The 22,759-nt window shown below is 62.6% G+C and carries 32 protein-coding genes and 1 tRNA gene; 22 read left to right on the top strand and 11 right to left on the bottom strand.

Annotation, left to right across the window (positions count from 1 at the left end; genetic code table 11):
• Window positions 1-199 precede the first annotated feature (199 nt).
• A complete protein-coding gene (locus AC0L2Z_RS06195; RefSeq protein ID WP_473627131.1) occupies window positions 200-445 on the bottom strand; it encodes a YdaS family helix-turn-helix protein in 246 nt (81 codons plus the stop codon).
• 73 nt (window positions 446-518) lie between these two features.
• Here AC0L2Z_RS06195 and AC0L2Z_RS06190 point away from each other — a divergent pair, with 73 nt between their 5' ends.
• The 21 genes from AC0L2Z_RS06190 (at window position 519) to AC0L2Z_RS06090 (ending at window position 11,239) form a co-directional block, all read left to right on the top strand.
• Window positions 519-857: a helix-turn-helix domain-containing protein gene (locus AC0L2Z_RS06190; protein WP_473627129.1), complete on the top strand. Its 339-nt coding sequence runs from the start codon at window positions 519-521 to the stop codon at window positions 855-857.
• 115 nt (window positions 858-972) lie between these two features.
• Window positions 973-1,434 carry a hypothetical protein gene (locus tag AC0L2Z_RS06185; RefSeq protein ID WP_473627128.1) on the top strand — a complete coding sequence of 154 codons (462 nt, stop codon included), beginning with the start codon at window positions 973-975 and terminating at the stop codon, window positions 1,432-1,434.
• 139 nt (window positions 1,435-1,573) lie between these two features.
• Window positions 1,574-1,765 carry a hypothetical protein gene (locus AC0L2Z_RS06180; protein WP_287322951.1) on the top strand — a complete coding sequence of 64 codons (192 nt, stop codon included), beginning with the start codon at window positions 1,574-1,576 and terminating at the stop codon, window positions 1,763-1,765.
• Complete coding sequence (locus AC0L2Z_RS06175; protein WP_473627126.1) at window positions 1,762-1,902, top strand: hypothetical protein; 141 nt, start codon at window positions 1,762-1,764, stop codon at window positions 1,900-1,902. The genes AC0L2Z_RS06180 and AC0L2Z_RS06175 overlap by 4 nt, the downstream gene beginning before the upstream one ends.
• The gene (locus tag AC0L2Z_RS06170; RefSeq protein ID WP_473627125.1) at window positions 1,902-2,093 is read left to right on the top strand and encodes a hypothetical protein; all 192 of its coding nucleotides are present in this window, start codon (window positions 1,902-1,904) and stop codon (window positions 2,091-2,093) included. The genes AC0L2Z_RS06175 and AC0L2Z_RS06170 overlap by 1 nt, the downstream gene beginning before the upstream one ends.
• 149 nt (window positions 2,094-2,242) lie before the next feature.
• On the top strand, window positions 2,243-2,488 hold the full coding sequence (locus AC0L2Z_RS06165; RefSeq protein WP_473627123.1) for a hypothetical protein: 246 nt from the start codon (window positions 2,243-2,245) through the stop codon (window positions 2,486-2,488).
• Entirely contained in the window at window positions 2,485-2,631 is a 147-nt protein-coding gene (locus tag AC0L2Z_RS06160) for a hypothetical protein (protein WP_473627122.1), read from the top strand. Before AC0L2Z_RS06165 ends, AC0L2Z_RS06160 begins: the two co-directional genes overlap by 4 nt.
• Window positions 2,632-2,827: 196 nt before the next feature.
• Window positions 2,828-3,136 carry a hypothetical protein gene (locus AC0L2Z_RS06155; RefSeq protein WP_287121396.1) on the top strand — a complete coding sequence of 103 codons (309 nt, stop codon included), beginning with the start codon at window positions 2,828-2,830 and terminating at the stop codon, window positions 3,134-3,136.
• Window positions 3,133-3,384 carry a hypothetical protein gene (locus tag AC0L2Z_RS06150; RefSeq protein WP_473627121.1) on the top strand — a complete coding sequence of 84 codons (252 nt, stop codon included), beginning with the start codon at window positions 3,133-3,135 and terminating at the stop codon, window positions 3,382-3,384. The genes AC0L2Z_RS06155 and AC0L2Z_RS06150 overlap by 4 nt, the downstream gene beginning before the upstream one ends.
• Window positions 3,385-3,386: 2 nt before the next feature.
• Window positions 3,387-3,638, top strand: a complete 252-nt coding sequence (locus AC0L2Z_RS06145) for a hypothetical protein (RefSeq protein WP_473627119.1) — start codon at window positions 3,387-3,389, stop codon at window positions 3,636-3,638.
• Entirely contained in the window at window positions 3,635-3,937 is a 303-nt protein-coding gene (locus AC0L2Z_RS06140) for a hypothetical protein (RefSeq protein ID WP_473627118.1), read from the top strand. Before AC0L2Z_RS06145 ends, AC0L2Z_RS06140 begins: the two co-directional genes overlap by 4 nt.
• Window positions 3,934-4,182, top strand: a complete 249-nt coding sequence (locus tag AC0L2Z_RS06135; RefSeq protein ID WP_473627116.1) for a hypothetical protein — start codon at window positions 3,934-3,936, stop codon at window positions 4,180-4,182. The genes AC0L2Z_RS06140 and AC0L2Z_RS06135 overlap by 4 nt, the downstream gene beginning before the upstream one ends.
• Window positions 4,179-5,564 carry a hypothetical protein gene (locus AC0L2Z_RS06130; RefSeq protein ID WP_473627114.1) on the top strand — a complete coding sequence of 462 codons (1,386 nt, stop codon included), beginning with the start codon at window positions 4,179-4,181 and terminating at the stop codon, window positions 5,562-5,564. Before AC0L2Z_RS06135 ends, AC0L2Z_RS06130 begins: the two co-directional genes overlap by 4 nt.
• Before the next feature lie 32 nt (window positions 5,565-5,596).
• Window positions 5,597-6,760 carry a hypothetical protein gene (locus AC0L2Z_RS06125; RefSeq protein ID WP_473627112.1) on the top strand — a complete coding sequence of 388 codons (1,164 nt, stop codon included), beginning with the start codon at window positions 5,597-5,599 and terminating at the stop codon, window positions 6,758-6,760.
• Entirely contained in the window at window positions 6,753-7,889 is a 1,137-nt protein-coding gene (locus AC0L2Z_RS06120; protein WP_473627110.1) for a DUF5131 family protein, read from the top strand. The genes AC0L2Z_RS06125 and AC0L2Z_RS06120 overlap by 8 nt, the downstream gene beginning before the upstream one ends.
• Window positions 7,886-8,611 carry a hypothetical protein gene (locus AC0L2Z_RS06115; RefSeq protein WP_473627109.1) on the top strand — a complete coding sequence of 242 codons (726 nt, stop codon included), beginning with the start codon at window positions 7,886-7,888 and terminating at the stop codon, window positions 8,609-8,611. The genes AC0L2Z_RS06120 and AC0L2Z_RS06115 overlap by 4 nt, the downstream gene beginning before the upstream one ends.
• A complete protein-coding gene (locus tag AC0L2Z_RS06110) occupies window positions 8,611-8,817 on the top strand; it encodes a hypothetical protein (protein ID WP_473627107.1) in 207 nt (68 codons plus the stop codon). The genes AC0L2Z_RS06115 and AC0L2Z_RS06110 overlap by 1 nt, the downstream gene beginning before the upstream one ends.
• Window positions 8,814-9,266 carry an ASCH domain-containing protein gene (locus AC0L2Z_RS06105; protein WP_473627105.1) on the top strand — a complete coding sequence of 151 codons (453 nt, stop codon included), beginning with the start codon at window positions 8,814-8,816 and terminating at the stop codon, window positions 9,264-9,266. Before AC0L2Z_RS06110 ends, AC0L2Z_RS06105 begins: the two co-directional genes overlap by 4 nt.
• A complete protein-coding gene (locus AC0L2Z_RS06100; RefSeq protein ID WP_473627103.1) occupies window positions 9,263-9,670 on the top strand; it encodes a DUF4326 domain-containing protein in 408 nt (135 codons plus the stop codon). Before AC0L2Z_RS06105 ends, AC0L2Z_RS06100 begins: the two co-directional genes overlap by 4 nt.
• Window positions 9,667-10,725 (top strand): DUF7666 domain-containing protein, encoded by a 1,059-nt coding sequence (locus AC0L2Z_RS06095; RefSeq protein WP_473627101.1) that lies wholly within the window; start codon window positions 9,667-9,669, stop codon window positions 10,723-10,725. Before AC0L2Z_RS06100 ends, AC0L2Z_RS06095 begins: the two co-directional genes overlap by 4 nt.
• A 277-nt stretch (window positions 10,726-11,002) precedes the next feature.
• A complete protein-coding gene (locus AC0L2Z_RS06090) occupies window positions 11,003-11,239 on the top strand; it encodes a hypothetical protein (protein ID WP_287158985.1) in 237 nt (78 codons plus the stop codon).
• Here AC0L2Z_RS06090 and AC0L2Z_RS06085 read toward each other — a convergent pair.
• Together AC0L2Z_RS06085 and AC0L2Z_RS06080 are read right to left on the bottom strand one after the other, a co-directional pair.
• Complete coding sequence (locus tag AC0L2Z_RS06085) at window positions 11,199-12,560, bottom strand: DUF6538 domain-containing protein (RefSeq protein ID WP_473627099.1); 1,362 nt, start codon at window positions 12,558-12,560, stop codon at window positions 11,199-11,201. The two genes, AC0L2Z_RS06090 and AC0L2Z_RS06085, sit on opposite strands and share 41 nt — an antisense overlap.
• 146 nt (window positions 12,561-12,706) lie before the next feature.
• Window positions 12,707-12,791, bottom strand: a tRNA-Leu gene (locus AC0L2Z_RS06080).
• A 180-nt stretch (window positions 12,792-12,971) separates the two neighbouring features.
• Here AC0L2Z_RS06080 and lipB point away from each other — a divergent pair.
• Window positions 12,972-13,715, top strand: a complete 744-nt coding sequence (gene lipB / locus AC0L2Z_RS06075; RefSeq protein ID WP_473627097.1) for a lipoyl(octanoyl) transferase LipB — start codon at window positions 12,972-12,974, stop codon at window positions 13,713-13,715.
• Between the two features lie 334 nt (window positions 13,716-14,049).
• Here the strand turns inward: lipB and AC0L2Z_RS06070 are convergent, their stop codons facing one another.
• The 8 genes from AC0L2Z_RS06070 to nuoN all read right to left on the bottom strand — a co-directional run bounded on the left by AC0L2Z_RS06070 (window position 14,050) and on the right by nuoN (window position 22,752).
• The gene (locus tag AC0L2Z_RS06070) at window positions 14,050-14,733 is read right to left on the bottom strand and encodes an ABC transporter ATP-binding protein (protein ID WP_174654574.1); all 684 of its coding nucleotides are present in this window, start codon (window positions 14,731-14,733) and stop codon (window positions 14,050-14,052) included.
• Complete coding sequence (locus tag AC0L2Z_RS06065; protein WP_473534120.1) at window positions 14,730-16,016, bottom strand: lipoprotein-releasing ABC transporter permease subunit; 1,287 nt, start codon at window positions 16,014-16,016, stop codon at window positions 14,730-14,732. The genes AC0L2Z_RS06070 and AC0L2Z_RS06065 overlap by 4 nt, the downstream gene beginning before the upstream one ends.
• Window positions 16,013-17,341 carry a proline--tRNA ligase gene (proS, locus tag AC0L2Z_RS06060; RefSeq protein ID WP_473627095.1) on the bottom strand — a complete coding sequence of 443 codons (1,329 nt, stop codon included), beginning with the start codon at window positions 17,339-17,341 and terminating at the stop codon, window positions 16,013-16,015. Before proS ends, AC0L2Z_RS06065 begins: the two co-directional genes overlap by 4 nt.
• A gap of 577 nt (window positions 17,342-17,918) precedes the next feature.
• Window positions 17,919-18,203: a DUF1467 family protein gene (locus tag AC0L2Z_RS06055; RefSeq protein WP_023798870.1), complete on the bottom strand. Its 285-nt coding sequence runs from the start codon at window positions 18,201-18,203 to the stop codon at window positions 17,919-17,921.
• Window positions 18,200-18,604, bottom strand: a complete 405-nt coding sequence (gene mce / locus AC0L2Z_RS06050) for a methylmalonyl-CoA epimerase (protein ID WP_023798869.1) — start codon at window positions 18,602-18,604, stop codon at window positions 18,200-18,202. Before mce ends, AC0L2Z_RS06055 begins: the two co-directional genes overlap by 4 nt.
• 97 nt (window positions 18,605-18,701) lie before the next feature.
• Window positions 18,702-20,372, bottom strand: coding sequence for a ribonuclease J (locus AC0L2Z_RS06045; protein WP_473627093.1), 1,671 nt, complete (start codon window positions 20,370-20,372; stop codon window positions 18,702-18,704).
• Window positions 20,373-20,489: 117 nt separating this feature from the next.
• Complete coding sequence (locus tag AC0L2Z_RS06040; protein WP_091594342.1) at window positions 20,490-21,311, bottom strand: biotin--[acetyl-CoA-carboxylase] ligase; 822 nt, start codon at window positions 21,309-21,311, stop codon at window positions 20,490-20,492.
• Window positions 21,312-21,315: 4 nt separating this feature from the next.
• Complete coding sequence (gene nuoN / locus AC0L2Z_RS06035) at window positions 21,316-22,752, bottom strand: NADH-quinone oxidoreductase subunit NuoN (RefSeq protein ID WP_091594340.1); 1,437 nt, start codon at window positions 22,750-22,752, stop codon at window positions 21,316-21,318.
• Between the last annotated feature and the right edge of the window lie 7 nt (window positions 22,753-22,759).

The following is a 22,759-nucleotide window of genomic DNA, read 5'->3' as shown; positions in this document are numbered from 1 at the left end:
CCTCCCCCGTTTTACCCCGGGGGGGGGCCCCTTTTTCCTTCCCCCCCCCCCGGTTTTTTTCCCCCAAAACCCCCCGCGGGGGGGGGGGGGGGGGGGGGGGCGCCAGGCTCTGCGCAACGATGATCGGCTTGGGAGGCCTGCGCAGTGGGGAAACGAGGAACCAGACGGCCCCTGAATTCGCTATTGTCGGGTGCACCGCTCATGCGCTGGCCTCCTCGACCGGATACAGATCAGGCCGCAGCACATGGCGCGGCACGCCGGATGCGCGTTCGATCGGGATCGCCATTTCGGCGGGAATCATGCCGCGCAGCTTCCAGGTCGAAACATGGCTGCGGCTCTTGCCGAGCAGTTCGCCGAGCTTGGCTTCGCCGCCGACGCGATCGCAGGCAGCATTGAGCGCCGCCCGCCGTTCCGCCTTGATTCGCTCTTTGGGGTCTTGATTCATGGCGCGCACTCATACAAATGTAGGCAGCGCTGTCAATACCATTGTAGGCAATGTACCGAGTACATTCGTAGACATGAGTACTTTTGGCGATCGAGTGAGGGCGGAGCGCACGGCGCAGGGCCTGAGCTATCAGGAACTGGCCGACAGGGTCACCAAGGCCACCGGCATCACCTGTCCGCGTGTCACCATCGAAAAGATCGAGGACCGCTCGAGCGAAATGTCGAAGTGGTCGACCGGTATCGCCGCGGCGCTAAAGGTCGATCACGACTGGCTGTTGACCGGCAAGGGCCAGAAGCAGGTGCTTGCCAGCGTCGACAAGCGCCTGAAGCGCTTGAAGCCGGACGCCTTCGAACGCCTGCATCGTCAGATCAACGCGCTGATCGACGACGAGGAACGTTCGCAGACGCACTGACGAATCATTAACCGATCCGTCTGGAAGTTATCCACAGCCCCCTGAACGTGATTTGCATTTCAACCCCTCCGTGTTCTTAACCATTGCGTAAAGAATAGGCAGGGGTGAATTCCAAATGGGCGGAGTGCGTGACAAGAGTGGTGTTGAGAAGACACCCAGCACTTTATTTGCTGACGCTCGTATTAAAGCCGATCACGAGCTGCTGGCCGTTCACGCTGCTGTTCATCCCGACGGCAACGAAGCTAAGCTGATGCTGCACACTAATCACAGCAGCCTGACCGTCACCGTGCAGCATGAACAGCTGGCGGCAATCCACGCCGAGATTCAGGCCGCCGCCGCGCTGATGCTCTATCGCCAGGCGATGCAAGCTGACGAGGGCATCACGGCCTTCGAGGATGCATTCCGCGCCGCGCTGAAGCCGGCGGACTGTTCCGTCTCGATCGACCGCCAGACTTCCGACCGTTTGTTCATGCTGCAGTTCATCGACCGCTTGCCGCTGGCCATCCGCATGACGCCGGAGCAGGTCGCCGACGCGCTTGACCAGATCGGCACCGTCTCGCGCCTCTCCGCCAACTGACCCTCCAGCCTACGAAGCCAGCATCGATTCGCCGCGGCCGCCGGTTATCTCATCCCGACTGATTTACTGTCTACATTTGTATTGACTGCGCCTACAATTGTATGCCAATGATCTCCCGACAAAAACGGGAGTGCGACAAATGTCGAAGCAGCCCAAGCCGTGCCCCTTCGCCCATCCGATCAATGTCGGCTCGGCGATCGAGCCGATAAACAGCCATTTTCATGGCGTCTGCCACGACTGCGGCGCCGAAGGCCCGCAAGCCGAAACGTTCGCCGAAGCCCTGAAGGCCTGGAACGCACGCCGCAGCGGCGACGGGCACGGCAAGCAATGAACACCGCCGAGAAGCTGATCGCGCTGGCCGACGCCTCGCCGAAGATCTTCGACTGGGTTTCCCTGCAACTCAAGGCAGGACGCAAGCCGTCGGAGATCCTCGCTGATCTTGAGCGCGCACCCGGAGCGCTGGGCTGATGGCGCACCGAAACAAAAAACTTGAACGCGCCGTTCGCATGCTTCGCGAGATGCATGAGTTGGGCTTCTCAGTTGATCTCATAGCCGAGATCGCGATGACGGGTCGAGAGGCCGGCACATGGTCGGCGGAAGATCGCGAGGTCATCAAGGGCGTTTACCTCGACACCCTGCCGCCGGAGCTGCGGCAATGAGCGGGCATTCCAAATCACCAGCTGAGGAAAACCGAAATGCTTGACCGCATCTGCTATTGCCTTGCCGACGATGTGCGCATCCATATCGCGCTGTCTTCGTCGTTCATGTTCGCGCTCACCTTCTGCAGCCTCGCCTTCGGTGTGCGGCCATGAACGCGAGGCTCATCCCACGCCGCTTCGTTCCGGTGGCGCCGCCAAAACTCTCGCGGGTGAGCGTGGCGCCGCACGGCCGGCAGCAGCTGGTCTGCGCGCGCTGGCCGGATTGTCAGTGCGGCGACGACTGCATCGACATCTTGCCGGCGCGTTCGCCGGCCGTTCGTAAGATCCTCGCCGCCATGCTGGTCGCCGTCGCGGTCATCGGCGCCGGCCTGTTCTATGCGGGGCTGCGGCCATGAGCACCCTAACCCTGTGCCTAGTCATCTGGCTGGTCGGCTCGCTGCCGTTCAGCATCACCGTCGGCATGCTGCTTGCCTCACGCAGCAAGATGTATCCGGACGCCATGGGCCATCCCTGTCTGGCCGGCGCGGTGCCGGCATGAAGACGAACGGAATGCGCCCATGTTTCCTGTCACCCGGTCAGGAACGCGAGTTCGAAATGCTCGTGGGATATGCGCGAGGCGGCATTTCGTCATGCGGCGAAGACCATGCCAGGCTTGCTTTGGAAGGGCTGGTCCCGCTCACGCACGACATCAGCGCGATCGTCCGATGCGCCAAGGCTGATCTGGAGGCGCTGCCATGACGACAGACCCGGAGCTCATCGAGATGCTGCGGAACCATTCGGCCCAGGCGGGCTGGCTCAAATCTGAGCTCGAAAGATCCCGCAACTCGATGGTTGAGGCCCTTGCTGTCTTGAAGCGGGGCCGTAGCAACGAGGCGAAAAGAGCCGCATCCGAGATGGAATTTCAAGTCGCCGGAATCGGTCGCACGTTCGCGCTCATCCAGGCCGCTGACGAGGCAGCAAGAGCGGAGATCGAGGCGGCAAACACGGAGATCGAGGCGCGTGGCGGCATGCTGCGAGCAAAGGCGGAAGGCCATCTATCATGAGCACAACGAAGCAGGAACTGGCACTCGCCGCAGCACACCAGGCCGCCGAGGCGGTGGCCGAGCTGCTCCGATATGCCCGCGAGGGCGAATGGCTGAATTCGGAATTCCATCCCGATGTCGAGCCGCTGGAGAAGCTTTGCGACGCGGCCAAGCTGACGGCCGAGATCCTTTCCGAAGAGCCTGATCCGGACGGCGACCGCAATCAGGTCGTTGGCGCGCTCGAAAAGTTCCTGTCGGGATGGGCGTAGTGATGAGCGCGGCCAGCGAACTCCACAATCTCCTTTCCGCTCGCTTCGTCCGCGAAGTGATCGGCCCCGCCGTCAAAAGAGGCGCAACCTACGCCGAGCTGATGGCCCTCTTCGAATCCGTCCAGTTCGGCATGATGGAAATCCTGCATCGCCATTACGAGCTGGCGCCCGCCACCACCGTCAGTCTGTGCGAGGAGAGCTTGCATAGCGCCATCGAGCGCTTTGCCGGCGCCAGGAACGTCGCGGGGCGATGATGGCGACGGATCCACGCGACGAGAAGCTCCTATTCGCCGTCTCCCCTGCCGGGCAGGGCGATGGCGTTCCAATCCTTCTGGTTGGCGTCCCGAATGGCGCCTGGGAGTACATGAAGGACGGTAAGACGCACCACTTCGACCTGACCAGGGCCGGAGTGCCAGTGAAGCTCATGTTCTTCGGCGCCGAGACCCACGCCGCGGCGATGAAGGTCATCGACGACGCCATGAAGGCGAGCGGGACCGCATATCTCGACGAGCGCCGCACCGACTTCGCCATCAAGCCCAAGGGAAAGTCATGACCAACGAAACAACCCCCGACCGCAAAACAATGCGCTTCAAGTCCTCCAACGGAATCACCGCTACGTGGCACTTTGGCAAGACGAGAGAAGGCAAATTTAAGGCGGTCAGCCTTAGCAAGCCAAAGCTCGGAACCCGGTCGCTTATCCTAGATTTCCTGCCGTTCGAAATGATGGATGCGGTCTACAGCCGACACATCGTTTTCGACAGCATTGCCGAAGCTGAACGCTATGCGAGGTCGTTGTGACCCTCGCCAACGAAAAGGGGCTTGCCGATCAAGTTCTCGATTTCTTCAAGGCCGCTCGTGACGAAGGGCTTTTCATTGGCGCAGGCCGAGACAGACGCCTGCCGAACAACGAAGAAAGCCAGTATGGGCCTAAGGCTAAAGCGCTTCTTGCCGCTGCGCAGGCTGCTGCCCTCGCCCCTGCCACCGAGGCAGCGCCGGATGATGAGATCGAAGCCGCTGCAACTCGTGCCGCTCTCACCACATCGCCTGTTCCTGCTGCGGTCACAGACTCGACGGTTCACGCCTACAAGCACTCTTTCGGCGAATACATGAACAAGTTCGCGCTCGGGCATATCACGCCGACAACACCCGATGTCGGCTTCAATTCCACCAAGTATGCACTCGGTGTTGCCCTCGCCGCTCTCGCACCAGAGCCAGGAGAGGCGCTGAGCGAGGCCGCTGTGGAGGCATTCCTAGGCCAACTACCCCGTCCCGGCATCGATGATCTGTATTTCCAGACCGGCATTCGAGTATCCGACATTCGCAAGCGCCTCACACGTGTCACCGCCCTCGCATCACATGTTCCTGCTGGGGCGGTAGCACCGGTAGCGGTCAAGCCCCTGGTGACGAAGGAATGGGCTGAGCGGATGGCCGAGAAAGAAGGTGATGCGGACCCGACAACGGGGCGCTCCCTGACAGGGACGGTCAATCTATCACCCGGGCAAATCGCCGACTTTGAACGTCTCGCGTTTGAAGCGCTGCCGGGTTGGGCACAAAACGAAATCACTCGGCTCCGCGCCGCCATCGCATCACAGCCTGTTCCTGCTGTGGCGGTGACAGATGCGATGGTCGATGCCGCCGCGAAGGCTATGCATGATGGTCCGCTCGGCGGGGATGACGAGGCGGAATACACCAGCGACGAATGGAACAGGCCGGCAGAATGGTGCCGTGATATGGCCCGCACGGCTCTCACCGCTGCCCTCGCCTCTGCCACCCAGGCAGTGCCGGATATGGTGCGCCCCGTCTGCCGTGTCATGACGATGCAGCACAGTTCAGGTGCGCCGGACCACTATGTGAGCATCGAAGTCGGCGATCGGCAGATTACACCACACATGTTCAAGACAAAGGGCCGTGCTGAATACGAGGTTGCGGAATGGGAGTGGCTGCTGAATGGCGGCGAGAAAGCCTGCATCCTCGATTTCGACACCGACCCGCAACTTCAAGTCTCTCACCCTTCTAAGGAAGGTGCGAACACGCCGGACGCGGAGCCGTGCGGCCTTGCCAGCCCTTCCTACCACGATTGCCCGAACATGAAGGAAATCGGCGGCGGCATGGATGGCGAGCGCTACCGCTGCGATGTCTGCGGCAAGGGGTACTTCCTCGATTACGAGGACATGAAGTGAGCCCCACCAACGAAACACGCGGAGACAACAAAATGAACGCTTACGACAAGAGCAACGAACTCAATGCCGCCGCCACAGATCTAATCAGCCGGGCGGCTGCGGATCAAATGATCGATGAAATACAGGACAAATGTGCTGACATCCCGATGCTGTGGAACATGGCAGTTGGTCTGCGACGGCAGCTTAAAGACATTCCTACCGCTTCCGTGCCGGATGCCATCGAAGATCAAATCAAGAAGATGGTCGACCGATTCCTGCAGTGGCGGTTGCCGGACGACTTCAACCCGGACGGTGGCATTAGCTTCGATTCTATCTCGGGCTGGCTCGGGCCACACCCGTCGAAGCGCGAGCCGGTCGGCACGAACCTGCTCACCGCAGTTCAAGCGGAGGCGATGGTGCGGCACATGGTTGAGGGGCTTCCCAGTTCCAAGACGGTCGACAAGAGCACGACAGAGGCGTTGAACCGCGGCATCGCCCTTGTCGAAGCCTTCCTCCGCTACTTCAACCCAAACGACATGCCAGAGGACCAGGCGCAGCAATGGCAGCAGCTTGAGCATTGGGCGAAATCCTCCCTCAGCGCTAAGCGAATGAAGGAAGAGGCCGAACCTGTCGCGGAGCAGTGGCGGGTGCTTGAGAACGGCCAGCCGCGCACGAGCTGGTACCCTATGGGCTACGGCGATTTGGCCACATGGAAGGATCTCGCTGAAAGAAACCCGGATAAATTCAGCTTTGAAACACGACCGCTTTACGACCGATCGTCTCCCGATAGCGCCACGACGAAGGCAGTAAAGCCTTATGCCTACGAGTTCGGTAAATCGAATGGCGACGGCACATTCAGCGTCGTCATTGAGCGCGGTGATCCGGAGAAGCCCGTTTCCGACTGGCCGGTAAAGCCGCTCTATCTCGGTCCTGCCACCCAGGAGTCCCCTCCCGGTCCCGACAAGGGAACGATAACAGAGGCAATGGTCGAGATCGCAGCGAAAGCGATGGACGATGCCGAGTTTGGGTTCACGCTAAACCTGACGCGCCTTGTCGACGGCGTATCGACATATACGCTGACCTATTCTGACGGCTCGCCGCAACTCGAGCTCGGGGCCACGGACGAAGCCTATGAGCACGTTGCCCGACGCAAGCGGCTAACTCAGGCTCGTGCTGCCCTCACCGCCGCCCTTGGCTTGGCAGCGGATCATGGCTGACAAATCCGCCATCGAATGGACCGACGCGACGTGGACGCCGATCCGCGCCCGCTACCTGGAAATCCAGAATGACGGCTCCGGCAAGGAACGCATCGGCTGGCATTGCGAGCATGCCAGCGAAGGCTGCCGGTTCTGCTATGCGGAGGGGTTCAATCGCCGTCTCGGCACCGGGCTCGATTTCAAACCGGGTGAACTCTTTCGAGAGGAAAAGCGCGGCTACAACAACGGCGAGGTCAAGCTCTTCCTCGACGAGGAGATGCTGACGGCGCCGCTGCGCTGGAAAAAGCCGCGCATGATCTTCGTCTGCTCGATGACGGACCTGTTCGCCGACTTCGTTCCAGACGAGTGGATCGACCGCGTCTTCGCCGTCATGGCGATGGCACCGCAGCACACCTTCCAGGTCCTGACGAAGCGCGCGAAGCGGATGCGGGAGTACGTGAACGGAATGCGTTCTTCGGTCCCATTTCTCGGCAGGATGCCTCTTGAGCGCATCCACCTCGAAGCGTCCGGCCACATGGAAGGCGATGGCGGCTTCATGGACACGCTGAAACGCCATGGCAACGTCTACAGCCTGTATTGTTCCGTGCCCTGGCCGCTGCCGAACGTCTGGCTCGGCGTCTCCGCCGAGCGCCAGCAGGAAGCAGACAAGCGCATTCCCGAGCTGCTGGCAACGCCGGCGGCAATGCGGTTCGTCTCAGCCGAGCCTCTGCTCGGGCTGATCGATTTCGGCAAGATCATTCGCGCCGCCACTTTGGCTGGAACAATACATCCGGACGGCAAGACGCATCCGATCGGTTGGATGATCGCTGGCGGCGAGAGCGGCCCGGGCGCACGGCCGATGCATCCAGACTGGGTCCGCCAGATCCGCGACGATTTCGTCTCGGCCGGCGTGCCGTTCTTCTTCAAGCAGTGGGGCGCATGGGCACCGCCGAGCACCTTCGCCGAGCCACGGCGGTTCGAGCAAGCGACGGTTCTGCGGGATGGCCGCGTGCGCGAATGGGACGGAGGCTATCCCGCTTCGCGGCTCACCGATCCTGAAATGGCTGTCATGTGGCGCGGCGGCAAGAAAGCCGCCGGCCGGCTGCTTGACGGCATAGAACACAACGACATGCCGGAGATGGCGGCATGACAACACAGGAGCACCAGCAGATGAATGCAATCACACCGACAGCACCCGACAACCTCGCCGATTTCATCGTGGCGGAAGTCCACAAACAGACAAGCGAGGCGGCGCTGCGCGCCCTCGTAGAGAAGAAGATCGGCGAGTCTGTCGCCGAGGCTGTTAAGCGGTCCATGGAGACCTACGGCGACATCGGAAAACAGATCCACAAGGCTGTTGCAGCGGCGCTTGATATCGGCGACCGCATCGATGTCCCAGCCTACGGCAACATGGTGATGGCCGTGCTGCGGACAAAGATGGACGAGGTCCTGCAGCCGCTGGTGACCGAACGCCTGGCCAAGGAAATGAATGAGATCCTGTCGCTGGCGCCGAAGGAGCTGAAGCTGACCGACGTCGTCAAGGCGATGCTCGATGCGATCGACGTTCACGATCGCTACGGCACACATGCCACATGTCTTGTCGAGGAGAGCGAGAGCTCGAGCTTGAAAGGCTACATGCATATCGAGATCGATCCGGAGGAGGGCAAACGGAAATACAGCTGTGCCCTGCGCTTCGCCGTGACCCCGACGGGCGAGATCTACTCGCTCACGATCGACGGTAAGGACGCCAAGAACACGGTCAAGATGGGCTACCTGCCGGCCTATCAGAAGATGGTGTTTGCCGCCTATTGCTGCGGCTCAAAATTCATCGTCGACGAAGAAGAGCCGTCAACCGGCATCGGCGACTTTTGATGGCGATCGAAAAACACGCCGGTCTCCAGCAGATCGTCTGCGAATGCGGCACATCGCAGACCAAAACCTATCAGGCCGACGAGTTCGACGTGATGGTGTCCGACGCCCGCCGCGAAGGCTTCGTCGTCGCCAAGGTCGCCGGCGAGTGGCAGCACACCTGCCAGGATTGTTCGCGGCCGGCCCGGGCCCAGCGGAGGCTGCTTTGAGCGATCTCCCAGACCTCGCCATATCCGTTCGCCAGCCTTGGACATGGGCAATCCTTCACGGCAAGGATATCGAAAACCGTGACTGGCCGACCAAGATCAGGGGCCGCGTGTGCCTGCATGCGTCGAAGGGCATGACGCGCGGCGAATACGAGGATTGCCTCGCCACGGTGCACGCGATCAGCCTATCGCATCCCTTCCCGCCTGGCTTGACCATGCCGGCATTAGACGATCTGCCCCGTGGCGGAATCGTCGGCACCGTCGAGATCACCGGATGCGTCGCCAACAGCGACAGCCCATGGTTCTTCGGTCGCTACGGCTTCGTCCTGCGCAATCCCGAACCGCTTGCTGATTTCATCCCGGTCAAGGGCGCGCTCGGCTTTTTCAAGTGGCGGGAGCATCTCCCCGGCGCCACGGCCGTCGCCGCACCAAAACAGGGCAGCTTGCTATGACCAAGCCAGTCCGCCTCCGTCTCTCGCGGGCCAAGGGTTTCGACCTTCAGCTGCACTCCCGGTCGTTCAATGGGCTGTCGGCCGTCAATGTCGCGCGGCCGTCGATCTTCGGTAACCCGTTCAAGGTCAGCGCCAGGCACGATCGCGCCTATGTCGTCCAGCTGTTCAGCCAGATGGCCTGCTGCTGGGACTGCCTGATCCCGGATCCGTCGCCGCAGGAACAGGCTAAGGCGCGCCTCGCCATCTTCCGCAACATCGGCACCCTGACAGGCAAGAACCTCGCATGCTGGTGCGCGCTCGACGGCAAGCCCTGCCACGCTGACGTCCTTCTCAACATCGCAAACGATCCAGACCAGGTCAAATCGCGCGTGGCCTTTGCCGCTCGCTGTAACGAGGTGAAATGATGGCCCGCACGAAGAAGACTGCCGAAGCGATTGTCGAGACCGCGCCGACGATCATCGCTTACAAAGGCTTCAACCAGGACTTCGCCTGCACGCCGGACGGCAAGCGTTTCCAGTATGAGGTTGGCAAGAGCTACAAGCATGATGGCGACGTCGTCGCCTGCGGCAGCGGCTTCCATGCCTGCGAACACCCGCTCAATGTCTTCGCCTATTATCCTCCGGCGACCAGCCGCTATGCCGTCGTAGAGCTGGGCGGCAAGACTGCACGCGAGAAAAGTGGCGACACGAAAATCGCCGCTGCGGAAATCACCATCAGGGCGGAGTTCCACTTGCCCGAGCTCGTAGCCGCGGCGGTCAAATATGTCTTCGATCGTGCCAAATGGATCAGCGGCCCGTTTGCAAGCGGCAACGGCGAGGGCGTCAAGGAAACGAAGGACGGAGGCGCTGCCACCGCATCGGGCGACTGGGGCGCTGCCACCGCATCTGGATGGCAGGGCGCTGCCACCGCATCTGGGATCAGAGGCGCTGCCACCGCATCGGGTGATCAGGGCGCTGCCACCGCATCGGGCGACTGGGGCGCTGCCACCGCATCGGGGTATCAGGGCGCTGCCACCGCATCGGGTGATCAGGGCGCTGCCACCGCATCGGGGTATCAGGGCGCTGCCACCGCATCTGGGATCAGAGGCGCTGCCACCGCATCGGGGTATCAGGGCGCTGCCACCGCATCTGGGATCAGAGGCGCTGCCACCGCATCGGGCGACCGGGGCGCTGCCACCGCATCGGGGTATCAGGGCGCTGCCACCGCATCGGGGTATCAGGGCGCTGCCACCGCATCGGGCGACTGGGGCGCTGCCACCGCATCTGGGATCAGAGGCGCTGCCACCGCATCGGGCTATGAGGGCAAGGCGCGCGGCAAGGATGGTTGCGCGCTGTTCCTGGTCGAGCGTTCGAGCGATGGCGAAATCCTCAGCGCATGGGCGGGCATCGTGGGTAGGGACGGCGTCAAGCCCGACACCTTCTACCGCCTGGCCGACGGCAAGCCGGTCGAGGTGGACTGATGCCAGCGCTCATGGGCTCGGATCGCATCACTGGCGAAACAAGGTATCGCAACGGCTGGTTCGGGAAGTTGATTCTGCAGGTCGAAGAGGTCTATGACCAAGGCTACCACGCGAGACCGCAACCAGGCATACCGACAAGCTTCACAGCTACACGGTGGCGCGATGCCCGGCCGGATGATCTCTACTTGATCGGATGGCACGAACGGGCAGCCCGCGCCAAGGCTGAAGGCGCTCCGCCGCCCCCGCCACCTGATCATTTTGCCAGGTTGACTGCCCGATGACCGCTCGCTCTACCAAACGCAAGCCGGTGACGCTGGACGAGATCGAGACCTTTCTCGACCTGGTCGCGATGCGCATGGACAAGCTCGGGCCGCAGCGGGCCGAGCTTTACCTGCCGATCTGGCGCGCCCTTGAGCGCGAACGGGAAAAACGCATTGAGGCCTCGGCAATCCTTGCCGCGGCCAAGGCGCGCCTCACACGATCGATGGATCGAACGGCAGCACTATCTTCATAAGCTCGCTCCGGCGCCAGTCGAGCGAGCCGCCGGAGCCGTATTTCGGTCGGTCGACGGTGTGACCCATCAACAGGCGCCGCAACTCGTCGTCGAGGCCGCCTTCCTTCATCCGGTCCTCGAACGAATGGCGGAAGGAGTAGACCGTGTGCGATTTGGTCGGCAGCAAGCTGTTGCTACGCAAGTACTTGTTCAGCGTCGCCGAGAGATCATTTTCGCGATTGCGGTAAAGCGGGAAGCCGGCCTTGTGCCGCTGGGCAGCCTCAAGCGCAACGCCGACCAGCGGCACCAGGCGGCGCGACGATTCCGTCTTGATCTCACGTGGGTTGTCCGGATCCTCGCGCGGCTCGATCGACAGATGCGGCACCTTGTTCGACAGCCTGATGGCGTGCGGCTCGAGGTTGCAGATCTCGCTCGGCCGCGCGCCGGTTTCTATCAGAATCAACAGGATGCCCCTCGCCTCTTCATTCAGCGTGGCAAGATTGCCGGGCTTCAGAACGGTGTCGCGGATCCAGTCGGTCGGGATCGGCGGGCGCGAGCGCTTTTTCTTAAGCGAAAAGCCGAGACCTTCGAACGGATTGACCCGGCGGGCGTCACCCATGTGCTTGAAGTATGCCTCATAGAGCACCCGCATGTTGCCGAGGTCGCGGTTTCCAGACGATGCGCCGGCGGTGGCCTTGCCTTCCTTCGGCGCGATGCGCGCAAGCCAGTGCCGATAGATTTTCTTGGCATCGTCGATGGTGATCTCTTCCATCGGCTTGTCCTCGACCAGCTTGATGAAATTGCTGATCGCCCGCTTCTTGACCTTTTTCCACTGGTCCTTCTGCACCTGGCTCTTGTTGACCAGCTCGTCGGCAACGATCTCGTCGCAATAGAGCTCGAAGGCTTTCGACACTGTCATCTTCGGCACTTCGATGGCGCCGAGCAGCGGCTCCATGATCTGGTCCTGCTGGCCGGTCGCCAGCACGTGCCGCAGCCGATCGACCAGGTCGTCAAAGGCTTCAGGTTGCTCGAAGTAGCCGGCGCCATGGAAGGTAAAGTCGAGCGCCTCGACGCGCTTGACCGCGGCCTCGTAGCGCCGCCGGGCCGGGTCGGTGACACCCTTGGTGATCAGCGACGCCCACAGCGCGTCGTCAGCCGCCTCGAGCAGGTCGCGCTTGCGCCTGGCGAGTCCGCGATCGTCGGTCTTCAGGGAGGTGCGGACATGCGGCGCACGCTCGTCGAGATGCGCGATCGTGACCGGCACCCGGCGCTTGTAGTGGAAGTTGCCTTGCCGCTTGGTAAGGTATCTGTCGGGATCGGTTCGGGTTCGATTTCGACCCATGTACGCACCTGCCAAAAAGCCTGTCGGGGCTTGGTATGTGGCGCGATTAGTGGCACAAATCCGTTGAATTTTGCAAGGCCGAAATTATCGAACCTGATTTTACTGAACGATTACAACGCGGTAAGGCAGGATTTCGGGAGAAGTAATGGTGCGGTCGAGAAGACTCGAACTTCCACGGGTTGCCCCACAGCGACCTCAACGCTGCGCGTCTACCAATTCCGCCACGACCGCACGTGGTAGGAGCCGGAACGAACCGGCTCGCGGCGTGTAGCAAATCGTTTCCAGCGAAACAAGGGCGCGTCGCGCAATAATTGCCCGGGCTTCGGCATAACCCTCCAAAGAGCTGAAACGCGCTCGCAACTGGACGTTTCAGCCGATTGCCGCCATATGTGAGGCGACACGAGACACACCATGACAGAACGCAGCCAGATCGCCACGTCGTTCCTGCCCCTGCCCGGTTCGGCGCCGGTCGAATGGCGGATCGAACCCGGCCTCACCGCCTATCCGGATGCGCTCGCCGTGATGGAGGCGCGTGCCGAAGCGATCAGAAGCGGCGGCGCCGGCGAGATGGTCTGGCTGGTAGAGCATCCGCCACTCTACACCGCCGGCACCAGCGCCCGCATCGAGGACCTGATCGAGCCCGACCGTTTCCCGGTGTTCGCAGCTGGGCGCGGCGGCGAATACACCTATCATGGGCCGGGCCAGCGGGTCGCTTATGTGATGCTCGACCTGAAGCGGCGGCGCGAGGATGTCCGCGCCTTCGTCGCGGCACTTGAACAATGGATCATCGGCACGCTCGCCGCCTTCAACGTGCGCGGCGAACGGCGCGAGAACCGTGTCGGCGTCTGGGTGGTCCGGCCGGATCGCCCCGCCCGGCCCGACGGATCGCTCTCCGAGGACAAGATCGCCGCCATCGGCATCAGGCTGAGGCGCTGGGTGAGCTTTCACGGTATCGCCATCAATGTCGAGCCGGATCTCGCCCACTTCAGCGGCATAGTGCCGTGCGGCGTGCAGGACCACGGTGTCACCAGCCTCGTCGATCTCGGCCTTCCCATAACGATGGCCGATCTCGACCTCGCGCTGAAATCCGCCTTCGAGGATGTCTTCGGACCCACCGCAGCTCTGCTTGTCGAAACGGCCCGCAAGGCCGGCTGACAAGGCGGCGCTGAACCGCAGAGCTCCGACGCAGCCCCTCACCCGTGAAGAACGGGCGCGCTGCCTCACATCGCTCCGATCCAGATCGCCATGGAAATGAGAAACGTGCTCATGCACACCAGTGACACGACATCCTGAACAAGACCGGTCATAACGCTCTCCTGTTTTCAGTATGTTCGCATTTTGTTCTGATTTTGTTCGAATGTCAACGGCCTCAGTCAGAGCGTGTCGCGAAATTCGGGCGCTCAGTTCGGCACGGTTAAGGAAAGGTTGAGATCGGATTTCACTGTTTCCGCGCTGGCTGCGCGTGGGGAGATGCAGCCAGACAGCACACCTAGAGCGGAACAACCTTGCCGTCGGCCAGCGTGACGCGACGGTCCATGCGCGAGGCAAGCTCGTGATTATGGGTGGCGATCAGCGCCGCCAGGCCCGACTGCCGGACCAGCGCCCCCAGTGCCTCGAACACATAGGAGGCGGTGACCGGGTCGAGGTTGCCGGTCGGCTCGTCGGCCAGCAGCACCAGCGGCGCATTGGCGACGGCGCGCGCGATGGCGACGCGCTGTTGCTCGCCGCCGGACAGTTCTGACGGCCGGTGCTGCGCGCGCTTGCCGATCTGCATGTAATCGAGCAGTTGCGCCGACCGCTCGGCAGCCTCCTTGCGCGTCAGCCCTTTTATCAGTTGCGGCATCATGATGTTTTCCAGCGCCGTGAACTCGGGCAGCAGGTGATGGAACTGGTAGACGAAGCCGACATCGTTACGGCGGATCGCCGTGCGCTCGTCGTCGGAAAGCCGCCCGCAGGCGCGGCCAGCCAGAATGACATCGCCGGCGTCCGGCCGCTCCAGCAGTCCGGCGGTGTGCAACAGCGTCGATTTGCCGGTGCCCGAAGGCGCCACCAGCGCCACGATCTCACCGCGCTTCAACGAAAAATCGGCGCCGTTGAGGATTGTCAGCTTGCGCGGCCCCTGGACATAGTGCCGCTCGACGCTCTTCAGCTCGATAATGGCCTCGGCCATCATTCGTACCTCAGCGCTTCGACCGGATCGAGCCTGGCCGCGCGCCATGCCGGAAACAGAGTCGCCAGGAACGACAGCACCAGCGCCATCAGCACCACCGAGATCGTCTCGCTGGCGTCCATGCGGGCAGGCAACTGGCTCAGGAAGTAGAGCTCGGGATTGAACAGCCTTTCGCCGGCCAGCCAAGAGAAGAACTGGCGGATGCGCTCGACATTCAGGCAGATAACGACGCCGAGCAGGACTCCGGCGAGGGTGCCCACCACCCCGATCGCCGCCCCCGTCATCAGGAAGATGCGCAGGATCGCGCCGCGCGTGGCGCCCATGGTGCGCAGGATGGCGATATCGTGGCCCTTGTCCTTGACCAGCATGATCAGCCCCGAAATGATGTTGAGCGCGGCAACCAGCACGATCAGCGTCAGGATCATGAACATGACGTTGCGCTCCACTTGCAGCGCATCGAAGAATGTCCGGTTTCGTTCTCGCCAGTCGACCATGGTTATCGGCCGCTGCGATGCCTCCTCGACCTTCGGCTTCAGCGCGTCGACATTGTCGGGATTGTCGACATAGATCTCGATCGCCTGGGCCCGGCCATCCATGTTGAAATAGAGCTGCGCTTCCGAAAACGGCATGTAGACGATGGAGCTGTCATATTCCGACATGCCGACCTCGAAGATCGCCGTGATCGGGTAACCCTTCATGCGCGGTGTCGTGCCGAGCGGCGTGACATCGCCGTCGGGGGCGATAAGCGTGATGGTGTCGCCGAGCACAAGACCGAGATTGTCGGCCATGCGGCTGCCGATGGCGACGCCCTCGCCTGTGTCGAAGCCGGCGATCGAGCCCTGCTTGATATTGTTGGCGACGATTGAAATCTTGCCCAGGTCCTCGCCGCGTATGCCGCGCACCAGCGCCCCCGACCCGCCGCCGACATTGCCTTGCGCCAGCACCTGCCCGTCGATCAGCGGAATGGCGTATTGGACGCCGGGCACGCCGTTGATGCGGCCGGCGATCTGCGCATAGTCCTCCAGCGGCATGTCGAGCGGCTGCACGATCAGATGGCCGTTGACGCCGAGGATGCGCGTCAGAAGCTCGGCGCGAAAGCCGTTCATGACAGCCATCACCACGATCAGCGTGGCGACGCCCAGCATGATGCCGAGGAACGAGATCGACGCAATGACGGAGATCACCGTCTCCTTGCGGCGCGAGCGCAGATAGCGCCACGCGACCATGCGTTCGAACACGGAAAAAGCTCCGGCGGCCATGGGTTTAGCTGCTGCCGCTCCGCTCATCCGGCAAGACCGAAGCGTTTCTTCACGTCCGCGACCGGCAGCGTCTCACGCTCGCCGTTCCTGCGGTTCTTGATCTCGACCTCGCCGGCGGCCACGCCGCGCGGCCCGACGATCACCTGCCACGGCAGTCCGATCAGGTCGGCTGTGGCGAACTTGCCGCCCGGCCGCTGGTCGGTGTCGTCGTAGAGCACGTCCTTGCCGACGGCGACAAACGCCGCATGGAGTTCATCGCAGACGCGGTCGCAGTCGGCGTCGCCGGCTTTCATATTGATCAGGCCGATGTCGAAAGGCGCCACCGCCTCCGGCCAGATGATGCCGTTGTCGTCGTGGCTGGCCTCGATGATGGCCGCGACCAGCCGCGTCGGGCCGATGCCGTAGGAACCCCCGGAGGCAAAATGATCCTTGCCGTCGGGCCCGGTCACCTTGGCGCCCATCGGCTTCGAATATTTGTCGCCGAAATGGAAGATGTGGCCAACCTCGATGCCGCGCGCCGAGACCCGGTCGCTTGTCGCGACCTTCTCCCACGCCGCCTCGTCGTGCATCTCGTCGGTCGCCGCATAGGGCGTCGTCCATTTCTTGACGATGTCGCCGATCTCGGCATCGTTGGAGAAGTCCGTGTCCGCCCCCGGCACGTCAAGCGCGAGATAGTCGCGATGGCAATAGACCTGGCTCTCGCCGGTGTCGGCTAGGATGATGAATTCGTGGCTGAGGTCGCCGCCGATCGGCCCGGTGTCGGCACGCATCGGGATTGCCTGCAGCCCCATGCGCGTGAACGTCCTGAGATAGGACACGAACATCCTGTTATAGGCCGCCCTGGCGCTTTCGAAGTCGAGATCGAAGGAATAGGCGTCCTTCATCAGGAACTCTCTGCTCCGCATGACGCCGAAGCGCGGCCGCACCTCGTCGCGGAATTTCCACTGGATGTGATAGAGATTGAGCGGCAGATCCTTATAGGACTTCACATAGGCGCGGAAAATCTCGGTGACCACCTCCTCGTTGGTCGGCCCATAGAGCATGTCCCGATCCTGCCGGTCCTTGATGCGCAGCATCTCCTTGCCGTAGTCGTCATAGCGGCCGCTTTCGCGCCACAGCTCGGCCGACTGGATGGTCGGCATCAGGATCTCGAGCGCGCCGGCCCGGTCCTGCTCCTCGCGAACGATCCGGCAGACCTTGTCCAGCACCCTCTTGCCGAGCGGCAGCCAGGAAAAACTGCCTTGCCCCTGCTGGCGGATCATGCCGGCGCGCAGCATCAGCCGGTGCGAGACGATTTCGGCCTCGCGCGGATTTTCTTTAAGGATAGGCAGGAAATAGCGCGACAAACGCATGGACCGGTCCGTGAGAGAGAGGATTGCCGCACCGGAATCGGCGCAGCGCAGGCTTGCTTGCCCCGGCTTCATAGCCATTTCATGACGGAATGGAAACCCGCCTCCCCCCAAGCCAACTGGCAGCCAACTGGGCGGCCACTGGGGCGTCGCAAAGGCGCCGCAGTGCCGCGTTCGCCTTGCTGGTCGTTTCGCAAGCAACGCCTGCCATACTATTGTGCAGTGCAGCACGAGATTGCTTATTTCCGGGCAAAATTCTGCGTGACATTTTCACCCGGCTTGGTCTAATGTGCGCCGATAAACGAGAGGGCGGAAAGAAATCTGCTCTCCTACGCGGTCAAAGTCTTGGGAGGATGCGATCTAGGCGCGGTTACTCGCTGCCGCCGGATACCGGAAACAGATCGGACGCGTTTAATTGCAAGGCCTCGTGCCTTGCATTTTTTTTGTGCAATCATTTGGTTAGCACGACAAATTGCTAAACCGCTTTACCTGGCGCCAGCACAGCCGGTTCGGACCCTGCATCGGCTTCCAGCCCGGATTGGTGCTCGCATGCAAGATGTGGCCAGCCGTACCCGTCGGTCTAGTTTTCGGGACTCCGGCTGAAATCCGGCACGATGTGCGGGATGTCGTCGATGCCGAGGCCGAGCCCCCGCGTCATGCCATAAAAGATGCCAAGCAGAACCAGCGTGACGATCGTCGTCCGCAGCACCGCGCGCAGCATATGCGGTCCGCGCGGCGCGCTGGATACCGTGCCCAGCGTCACGTCCTCATCCTCGTCCTGCGTCCTCAGGCTGAACGGCAGGATGGCGAACAGCACCACCCACCATGTGATGAAGAACAGGGCGAGAAATGAAACCCAGCTCATGCTTGCTCCAGTTCGACCAGCGTGCCGAAGAAATCCTTGGGATGCAGGAAAAGCACCGGCTTGCCGTGCGCGCCGGTCTTCGGGTTGCCGTCGCCAAGGACGCGGGCGCCGCTGGCCTTGAGGTGATCTCGCGCGGCAAGAATGTCGTCGACCTCATAGCACAGATGATGCATGCCGCCCGAGGGGTTCTTCTCGAGGAATGCCGCGATCGGCGAACCCTCACCAAGCGGCTCCAGCAATTCGATCTTGGTATTGCCGACATCGACGAACACCACCGTCACGCCATGCTCCGGCAACGCCTGCGGCGCCGTCACCCGAGCGCCGAGCGTGTCGCGATAGGCCGCTGTCGCCGCAGCCAGATCCGGCACGGCAAGCGCGACATGGTTCAGGCGTCCAAGCATTGGTTTTCCTCAGGGCAGTAAGGCAACAGGGCAGTATGGGAGTAGGGAAAAACGACTTTCTCCCCCTACTGCCGTACTGCCCTACTCCCCTATTCCCTTACCTTGTGACGAACACCGTCACCAGCGGCTTCTTGCCCCAGGCTTCATTGGCGGCGCCACGGACGGCGCGGCGCACTGCCTCCTGCACGAGGTCGAGATCTTTTCGGCGCTGACGGGGGATGGAGTCCACGGCGCCGACTGCCGCATCGATCATCAGGTCCTCCAGGCTCTCGCCGCGGCCATCGGCCTCGGCGACGCCGATGGCGACCAGATCGGGATCGCCGGCGAGCTCATATTTGTCGTCGAGCACGACATTGACCGCGACATGGCCGGCGAAAGACAGCTTGCGCCGGTCGCGAATGCCCATCGCCTGGTCGGTGCCGATCAGCCTGCCGTCCTTGTAGATGCGGCCGAACGGCACCTGGTCGATGATCGCCGCCGCACCGGGATAGAGCCGCAGCATGTCGCCGTTGCGCACCTGCGCCACCTGGCCGATGCCGGACACCGACATCAGCGATCCCTGCGCCACCAGATGCGCCGCCTCGCCATGCACGGGAACGCCGATCTGCGGCCGCACCCATTCATACATCTTGCGCAGCTCGCTGCGGCGCGGATGGCCCGAGACATGCACCAGCGCATCACCGTCCTCGATGATCTTGATACCGAGATCGATCAGGCGGTTCTTGATCTCAAGGATACCCTTCTCGTTGCCGGGAATGGTACGCGAGGAAAACACCACCGTATCGCCTGCCGTCAGCGACACCGATTTCATCTCCTCGCGCGACAGTTTCGCCAGCGCCGCAAGCGGCTCGCCCTGGCTGCCGGTGCAGATGATGACGAGGTTTTCGCGCGGGATGAAGCCAAAGTCCTCCTCGGCGATGAATTCGGGCAGCCCATCCATGTAGCCGAGTTCGCCGGCAACATCGATGACCCGCTTCAGCGAGCGGCCGAGCACCAGGCACTGCCGGCCGGCATCGCGTGCCGCCTTGGCAATGGAGACGATGCGTCCGACATTGGAGGAAAAGGTGGTGACCGCAACGCGGCCCTTGGCGCTCTGGATGACGCCCTTGAGGCCCTCGCCAACCGCGACTTCCGACGGCGACACCCCTTCCCGCAGCGCATTGGTGGAATCGCAGATCAACGCCAGCACGCCCTTGTCGCCATAGGCGCGAAAGCGCGCCTCGTCGGTCAGCGGACCGATCGTCGGCGCCGGATCGATCTTCCAATCACCGGTGTGGATGACGGTGCCGGCCGGCGAGGTGATCGCCAGCGACATCGGCTCGGGGATCGAATGCGCGACCGGGATGGCCTCGATCTCGAACGGGCCGACGCTGAACTTTTCACCGGCGCGGTAGATCGTCACCGGGATCTTTGGTGCGCCCTGCTCGCCCTGCCGCTTGGCTTCCAGCAATCCAGCGCCGAACGGCGTCATCCAGACCGGCGCCTTGAGCTTCGGCCATGTGTCGAGCAGCGCGCCGTAGTGGTCCTCATGCGCGTGCGTGATGACGATGCCACGCAGATTGGCGATGTTCTCCTCGATGAAGCGCGTGTCAGGCAGCACCAGGTCGACGCCAGGCAGGCTGGCATCGGGAAAGGTCACGCCGACATCGACGACGATCCAGTCGCGCGCATTGGCCGGCCCGTAGCCATAGAGGGCGAAGTTCATGCCGATCTCGCCGACGCCGCCAAGCGGCACGAAGACGAGTTCGGCGTTTTCCGCTGTCGCCATGATCATTCCTTTCCTGGCCGGTCAACCCAAGCCCGTCAAACTCTGGGGCCAGTCAAACCTGAGCCCGTAAAAAACTTGGCCTGTCAAAACCTTGGCCTGCCAAACCTGGGGGGCCTGTCAAACCTGGGCCGACGCGACCGCACCGAAATGCACGTCGCCGGCGGCGATCGTCAGAACCGAACCCTCATCGTCGCGGATCACGAAACGGCAGTCCTCGTCAATGGTCTCGAACGTGCCGCGCACCACATTACCGTCAATTCTGACAGCAACCTGCCCGCCAAGCCCTGCCGCACGCGCCAGCCAGCGCCGCCTGACGGCGGCCAGCCCGCGCCCATCGTTCCACAGCCGCGCATTCTCGCTCCAGGCATCCGACAGCGCCAGAAACAATGTCTCGGCATCGCAAGCAGCGCCCAGCGCGCTAAGCGATGTCGCGGGATAAGGCAAATCCTTGGGGTATGCCACAACATTGACACCGATGCCGACCGCCACCGCAAAGCGATCGCCTTCGAGTATCGCCGATTCCAGCAGGATGCCGGCAAGCTTGGCGCCGGAGGCAAGCACATCGTTCGGCCATTTCAGCTCGAAACGGTTTTTTCCATCGCTGCCGCCGTCGAGGCCGATTGCGATCCTGCCCTTCGGCACGACGGCGTCGAGCGCATCGGCCAGCGCCAGCCCGGCGACGAAGCCGAGCGTCGCGGCCAGGCGAAGCTCGGCATTGGTGACCACCAGCAGCGTCGCCGCCAGATTGCCCTCGGGCGTCGCCCAGACCCGGCCGCGCCGGCCACGCCCGCTTTCCTGTTTTTTCGAAACGACCCAGAGCTTGCCCGGATCTCCCGCCCGCGCACGGTCGAGCGCCAGCGCATTGGTCGAACCGACGGTGTCATGTGCCTCGAGCCGAAACCCTTCCGAGGCCGCTGTTGGAGCCAGCCGAAATGCCATCCCGTCAGAAGAATGTCTTGGCGGCGGCTTCGGCATAGGTGCCGATCGGCCCGCCGATCAGCACGTAGAACAGCACGAAGGCGCCGCAGACGCCAAGCACGATGCGAAGCTCGGTCGCCATCGGCACGAAGCCGCCGACCGGTTCGTCGAACCACATGATCTTGATGATCCGCAGATAATAATAGGCGCCCACCACCGAGGCCAGCACGCCGATGATCGCCAGCGCGTAGAGGTTGGCGTTAATGGCGGCAAGGAACACGTACCACTTCCCCCAGAAGCCGGCGAGCGGCGGAATGCCGGCCAGCGAGAACATCAGGATGGTCAGGATCGTCGCCATGATCGGATTGGTCGACGACAGCCCGGCGAGATCGCTGATCTGTTCGACATTGCCTTCCTTGCGCCGCATGGCGAGGATGAAGGCGAAGGTGCCGAGCGTCATCACCAGATAGATCAGCATGTAGATGGCGACGCCGCGCACGCCGGCCTGGCTGTTGGCGGCGAGGCCGACCAGGGCGTAGCCCATATGGCCGATCGAGGAATAGGCCATCAGCCGCTTGATGTTGGTCTGGCCGATAGCCGCAAAGGCGCCGAGCAGCATCGAGGCGATCGAGATGAAGACGATGATCTGCTGCCAGTCGGCGGCGATCGGCTGGAAGGCGTCCATGGTGACGCGCACGATCAGCGCCATCGCCGCCATCTTCGGCGCCGCAGCGAGGAAGGCCGTCACCGGCGTCGGCGCGCCTTCATAGACGTCGGGCGTCCACATGTGGAACGGCACCGCCGATATCTTGAAGGCAAGGCCGGCCAGCACGAAGACCAGGCCGAAGACCAGGCCAAGCTGCCGCTCGCCGCCGCCAAGTGCTGCGGCGATCTCCTGGAAGCCGGTGTTGCCGGTGTAGCCGTAGACGAGGCTGATGCCGTAGAGCAGCATGCCCGACGACAGCGCGCCGAGAACGAAATATTTCAACCCCGCCTCGGTCGAGCGCAGATTGTCCCGGTTGATCGCCGCCAGCACGTAGATCGCCAGCGACTGCAGTTCGAGGCCGAGATAAAGCCCGATCATGCCGTTGGCCGAGATCATCAGCATCATGCCGAGCGTGCACAGCAGGATCAGCACCGGATACTCGAACTTGTCGAAATGCTCCGCCTTGGCGAAGCGCATCGACATGACCAGCGTCACCGCCGACCCGATCAGCGCCAGCACCTTCATGAAGCGGGCGAAGGGATCCTGGACGAAGGCTTCGCCGTAAGCGTTGCCCTGCCCGGTGGAAAGGATCGTCCAGAGGCCGGCAACCACCAGGACGGCGACGGCAAGGCCGCTGACCGTGGTGGTGGTGTTGGCGCGCGAATAGGCGCCGAGCATCAGCAGCGCCAGGGCGCCGACGGCGAGGATCAGCTCTGGCGTCGACAGCGACAGGCTGGAGAGAAGGTCCGGCGTCATGGTTCGC

Source organism: Mesorhizobium sp. WSM4850 (genome assembly GCF_055811735.1).
Note: the sequence above shows the minus strand (reverse complement) of the source record. Positions and strands in the feature narration are given on the sequence as shown.

Bases quoted from the DNA above. Each gene is read 5' to 3' on its own strand.
- AC0L2Z_RS06195 (WP_473627131.1), bottom strand. From the start codon at position 445: ATGAATCAAGACCCCAAAGAGCGAATCAAGGCGGAACGGCGGGCGGCG.
- AC0L2Z_RS06190 (WP_473627129.1), top strand. From the start codon at position 519: ATGAGTACTTTTGGCGATCGAGTGAGGGCGGAGCGCACGGCGCAGGGC.
- AC0L2Z_RS06185 (WP_473627128.1), top strand. From the start codon at position 973: ATGGGCGGAGTGCGTGACAAGAGTGGTGTTGAGAAGACACCCAGCACT.
- AC0L2Z_RS06180 (WP_287322951.1), top strand. From the start codon at position 1,574: ATGTCGAAGCAGCCCAAGCCGTGCCCCTTCGCCCATCCGATCAATGTC.
- AC0L2Z_RS06175 (WP_473627126.1), top strand. From the start codon at position 1,762: ATGAACACCGCCGAGAAGCTGATCGCGCTGGCCGACGCCTCGCCGAAG.
- AC0L2Z_RS06170 (WP_473627125.1), top strand. From the start codon at position 1,902: ATGGCGCACCGAAACAAAAAACTTGAACGCGCCGTTCGCATGCTTCGC.
- AC0L2Z_RS06165 (WP_473627123.1), top strand. From the start codon at position 2,243: ATGAACGCGAGGCTCATCCCACGCCGCTTCGTTCCGGTGGCGCCGCCA.
- AC0L2Z_RS06160 (WP_473627122.1), top strand. From the start codon at position 2,485: ATGAGCACCCTAACCCTGTGCCTAGTCATCTGGCTGGTCGGCTCGCTG.
- AC0L2Z_RS06155 (WP_287121396.1), top strand. From the start codon at position 2,828: ATGACGACAGACCCGGAGCTCATCGAGATGCTGCGGAACCATTCGGCC.
- AC0L2Z_RS06150 (WP_473627121.1), top strand. From the start codon at position 3,133: ATGAGCACAACGAAGCAGGAACTGGCACTCGCCGCAGCACACCAGGCC.
- AC0L2Z_RS06145 (WP_473627119.1), top strand. From the start codon at position 3,387: ATGAGCGCGGCCAGCGAACTCCACAATCTCCTTTCCGCTCGCTTCGTC.
- AC0L2Z_RS06140 (WP_473627118.1), top strand. From the start codon at position 3,635: ATGATGGCGACGGATCCACGCGACGAGAAGCTCCTATTCGCCGTCTCC.
- AC0L2Z_RS06135 (WP_473627116.1), top strand. From the start codon at position 3,934: ATGACCAACGAAACAACCCCCGACCGCAAAACAATGCGCTTCAAGTCC.
- AC0L2Z_RS06125 (WP_473627112.1), top strand. From the start codon at position 5,597: ATGAACGCTTACGACAAGAGCAACGAACTCAATGCCGCCGCCACAGAT.
- AC0L2Z_RS06120 (WP_473627110.1), top strand. From the start codon at position 6,753: ATGGCTGACAAATCCGCCATCGAATGGACCGACGCGACGTGGACGCCG.
- AC0L2Z_RS06115 (WP_473627109.1), top strand. From the start codon at position 7,886: ATGACAACACAGGAGCACCAGCAGATGAATGCAATCACACCGACAGCA.
- AC0L2Z_RS06110 (WP_473627107.1), top strand. From the start codon at position 8,611: ATGGCGATCGAAAAACACGCCGGTCTCCAGCAGATCGTCTGCGAATGC.
- AC0L2Z_RS06100 (WP_473627103.1), top strand. From the start codon at position 9,263: ATGACCAAGCCAGTCCGCCTCCGTCTCTCGCGGGCCAAGGGTTTCGAC.
- AC0L2Z_RS06095 (WP_473627101.1), top strand. From the start codon at position 9,667: ATGATGGCCCGCACGAAGAAGACTGCCGAAGCGATTGTCGAGACCGCG.
- AC0L2Z_RS06090 (WP_287158985.1), top strand. From the start codon at position 11,003: ATGACCGCTCGCTCTACCAAACGCAAGCCGGTGACGCTGGACGAGATC.
- AC0L2Z_RS06085 (WP_473627099.1), bottom strand. From the start codon at position 12,560: ATGGGTCGAAATCGAACCCGAACCGATCCCGACAGATACCTTACCAAG.
- lipB (WP_473627097.1), top strand. From the start codon at position 12,972: ATGACAGAACGCAGCCAGATCGCCACGTCGTTCCTGCCCCTGCCCGGT.
- AC0L2Z_RS06070 (WP_174654574.1), bottom strand. From the start codon at position 14,733: ATGATGGCCGAGGCCATTATCGAGCTGAAGAGCGTCGAGCGGCACTAT.
- AC0L2Z_RS06065 (WP_473534120.1), bottom strand. From the start codon at position 16,016: ATGAGCGGAGCGGCAGCAGCTAAACCCATGGCCGCCGGAGCTTTTTCC.
- proS (WP_473627095.1), bottom strand. From the start codon at position 17,341: ATGCGTTTGTCGCGCTATTTCCTGCCTATCCTTAAAGAAAATCCGCGC.
- AC0L2Z_RS06055 (WP_023798870.1), bottom strand. From the start codon at position 18,203: ATGAGCTGGGTTTCATTTCTCGCCCTGTTCTTCATCACATGGTGGGTG.
- mce (WP_023798869.1), bottom strand. From the start codon at position 18,604: ATGCTTGGACGCCTGAACCATGTCGCGCTTGCCGTGCCGGATCTGGCT.
- AC0L2Z_RS06045 (WP_473627093.1), bottom strand. From the start codon at position 20,372: ATGGCGACAGCGGAAAACGCCGAACTCGTCTTCGTGCCGCTTGGCGGC.
- AC0L2Z_RS06040 (WP_091594342.1), bottom strand. From the start codon at position 21,311: ATGGCATTTCGGCTGGCTCCAACAGCGGCCTCGGAAGGGTTTCGGCTC.
- nuoN (WP_091594340.1), bottom strand. From the start codon at position 22,752: ATGACGCCGGACCTTCTCTCCAGCCTGTCGCTGTCGACGCCAGAGCTG.